The sequence below is a fragment of the Acinetobacter sp. CFCC 11171 genome (genome assembly GCF_003268405.1).
GTDB classification, from domain to species: Bacteria; Pseudomonadota; Gammaproteobacteria; order Pseudomonadales; family Moraxellaceae; genus Acinetobacter; species Acinetobacter amyesii.
This window is the reverse complement of sequence record NZ_LQXP01000076.1, coordinates 1-2,513: the sequence shown is the minus strand read 5'-3', so window position 1 is coordinate 2,513 and position 2,513 is coordinate 1. Positions and strand designations below refer to the sequence as shown.

Sequence of the window (2,513 nt, the reverse complement as noted above, 5' to 3'; positions counted from 1 at the left end):
AGTAAGCGTCCGCTGAACACACCTTCTGAATTCATCCTATAAGCCTTAATTTAGTCTCCACTTAGAAACAAGTGGGGACTTAAATTTATGACTACAAATAATCAGACATCCATCGCATCTCTTGCGAAAAAACGAAGAACATACAGTGCTGAATTTAAACAGCAGATCGTTCAGGCTTGTAAAGCACCGGACGTTTCAATTGCTTCAGTCGCTTTGCAACATGGATTGAATACAAATCTTGTATCCAAATGGATTCGCTTAATTGATGCTAAGCCAGGGAGTGATCGCTCACTACTACCGAATAAACCTGCATTTATTGCCTTATCTTGCTCTGCACCATTAGATCCTACTCCTACTGACATGTTAAAAGTTCAAATTACTTTACCCCACTCAAAAGCAGAAATTGGCTTGAAATGGCAAGTATCAGAAATACCTGCCTTGGCAGAATTACTCAAGGTGCTAGCAACATGATCCGTATCGATGAAATCTGGTTGTCTACTCAGCCCATGGATATGCGTGCAGGAATGGATACGGCCATGGCGCAGATTATGAAAGCCTTTGGCTCAATCAAACCGCATTGCGCCTACCTGTTCTGTAATAAACGTGGCCATCGTATGAAAGTGCTGGTACATGATGGACTGGGCATCTGGCTGTGTGCCCGGCGGCTGGAACAGGGAAAATTCCACTGGGCTAAAGTTCACCAGGGTGAAAACGTAGCTCTCAACCCGGAACAGTTACAGGCATTAATCCAGGGTTTGCCTTGGCAGCGCATTGGACGACAGCAGGTGGTCACGATGCTCTAAACCAAGCTCGGCTATTCTGCCATCCTCCAAACGTTCTATTTCCTCTGCGTCATGACCTCAGGCATACTGCGGTCATGAATACGCTGCCTGATTTAAGCCAACTGACCTATGAACAACTGCTGGAATTTACCCGGCAGTTGGCGATGCAGCATCAGTCTCTGGCACAATCAAATCAAGAATTAGAAAAATCAAACCAGCAATTGGATGCCAAAGTTCAGCATCTTTCTATTCTCAATCAAAAATACGAGCATGAACTCACACTATTTAAACAGCACAAATTCGGCAGTAAAAACGAACATCTCACTGCAAAACAAATCCACCTGTGGGATGAAGCGGTTGAAGAAGATATTGCCGCGGTTGATCTGGAACTGGAACGGCTAAATGCAGATAAAACCGATGCAGTGACACACAAAGCCAAAACCAATAAACCTAAACGTCGACCACTGCCAGATCATCTACACACCATCCGTATTGAGCATGAACCTGCATCAACCCAATGTGCTTGTGGCTGCCAACTCCGTCGTATCGGCGAAGATGCCAGTGAAAAACTGCATTTCAGACCGGCACAGTTCTATAAGGAGCAGCATGTGCGTGGCAAATGGGTCTGTGATCAGTGCGACACTCTGTCTCAGCAAGCGATGCCCGCCTATGTGATTGATAAAGGCATTGCTTCACCTGAACTGCTCAGCCATGTGCTGGTATCGAAGTATGCCGATCATTTACCGCTGTACCGTCAACGTCTGATCTATCAGCGGGCGGGAATCGAACTTTCTAGATCAACTTTATCTGACTGGATAGGTCGCTGCGGTGTAGAACTGGAACCTCTGGCCAATGCCTTAAAAGAGGTGGTACTACAACAGCAGGTGCTGCATGCAGATGAAACACCGGTCACCATCATGCGGATGGGTGAGAATGATAAAAAACCGAAGAAAGGTTATGTCTGGGCCTATGCCACTACACAGTACAATCCAGTTCAGGCGGTGATCTATGACTTTCAGGATAGTCGTTCAGGTCAGCATGCTGAAGCGTTCTTGAAAGGCTGGCAGGGTTATCTAGTCTGTGATGATTACAGTGGTTATAAAGCACGCTTTAAATCAGGCCAGGTCATTGAGGTGGGCTGCATGGCCCATGCACGTCGTAAATTCCATGAACTGCATGTAACTGGGAAAAGTCAGGTCGCTGAACAGGCATTAGTGCTGATTCAGAAACTGTATGCGATAGAAGCAGAGCTCAGGAAAAAGACCGATGGTACAGCGGAAGACCGCCGCGAATACCGACAACAGCATAGTCAACCAGTGATGCAACAACTATATGAATGGCTCAACCAACATCATCTGACAGTGCCATCGAGTTCTCCCTCCGCCAAGGCCATCAATTACACTCTGAAGCGTTGGCCAGCTTTAAGCCGCTATCTGGATGATGGCAATCTACCGATTGACAATAATTGGGTCGAGAATCAGATGCGTCCCTGGGCGTTGGGGCGCAAGAACTGGCTGTTTGCAGGTTCGCTGCGCAGTGGTCAGCGAGCGGCAAACATCATGACGTTAATCCAGTCAGCAAAGCTGAATGGGCTGGATCCGTATGCCTATTTAAGTGATGTGATGAAAAGGCTGCCGACACATAAAGTGACCCAGATTGAAGAGTTACTGCCACACTGCTGGAAACCTAAATCGAATTAAAAAATAGGTATGGGATTCAGCGGACGCTTAC

General features: G+C 46.7%; 3 protein-coding genes. All 3 read left to right on the top strand.

Translation table 11 applies throughout. The annotated features are described in order from the left end of the window. The first annotated feature begins 87 nt into the window (after positions 1–87). Positions 88–471, top strand: a complete 384-nt coding sequence (tnpA, locus tag AVJ20_RS17795) for an IS66-like element accessory protein TnpA (protein WP_111886132.1) — start codon at positions 88–90, stop codon at positions 469–471. Continuing rightward, the gene (gene tnpB / locus AVJ20_RS17790; RefSeq protein WP_162689812.1) at positions 468–803 is read left to right on the top strand and encodes an IS66 family insertion sequence element accessory protein TnpB; all 336 of its coding nucleotides are present in this window, start codon (positions 468–470) and stop codon (positions 801–803) included. Before tnpA ends, tnpB begins: the two co-directional genes overlap by 4 nt. A gap of 74 nt (positions 804–877) precedes the next feature. After that, positions 878–2,482, top strand: a complete 1,605-nt coding sequence (gene tnpC, locus AVJ20_RS17785) for an IS66 family transposase (RefSeq protein WP_111886130.1) — start codon at positions 878–880, stop codon at positions 2,480–2,482. Positions 2,483–2,513: the final 31 nt, after the last annotated feature.

Coding starts and splice junctions, on each gene's coding strand:
- tnpA (WP_111886132.1), top strand. CDS start 88: ATGACTACAAATAATCAGACATCCATCGCATCTCTTGCGAAAAAACGA.
- tnpB (WP_162689812.1), top strand. CDS start 468: ATGATCCGTATCGATGAAATCTGGTTGTCTACTCAGCCCATGGATATG.
- tnpC (WP_111886130.1), top strand. CDS start 878: ATGAATACGCTGCCTGATTTAAGCCAACTGACCTATGAACAACTGCTG.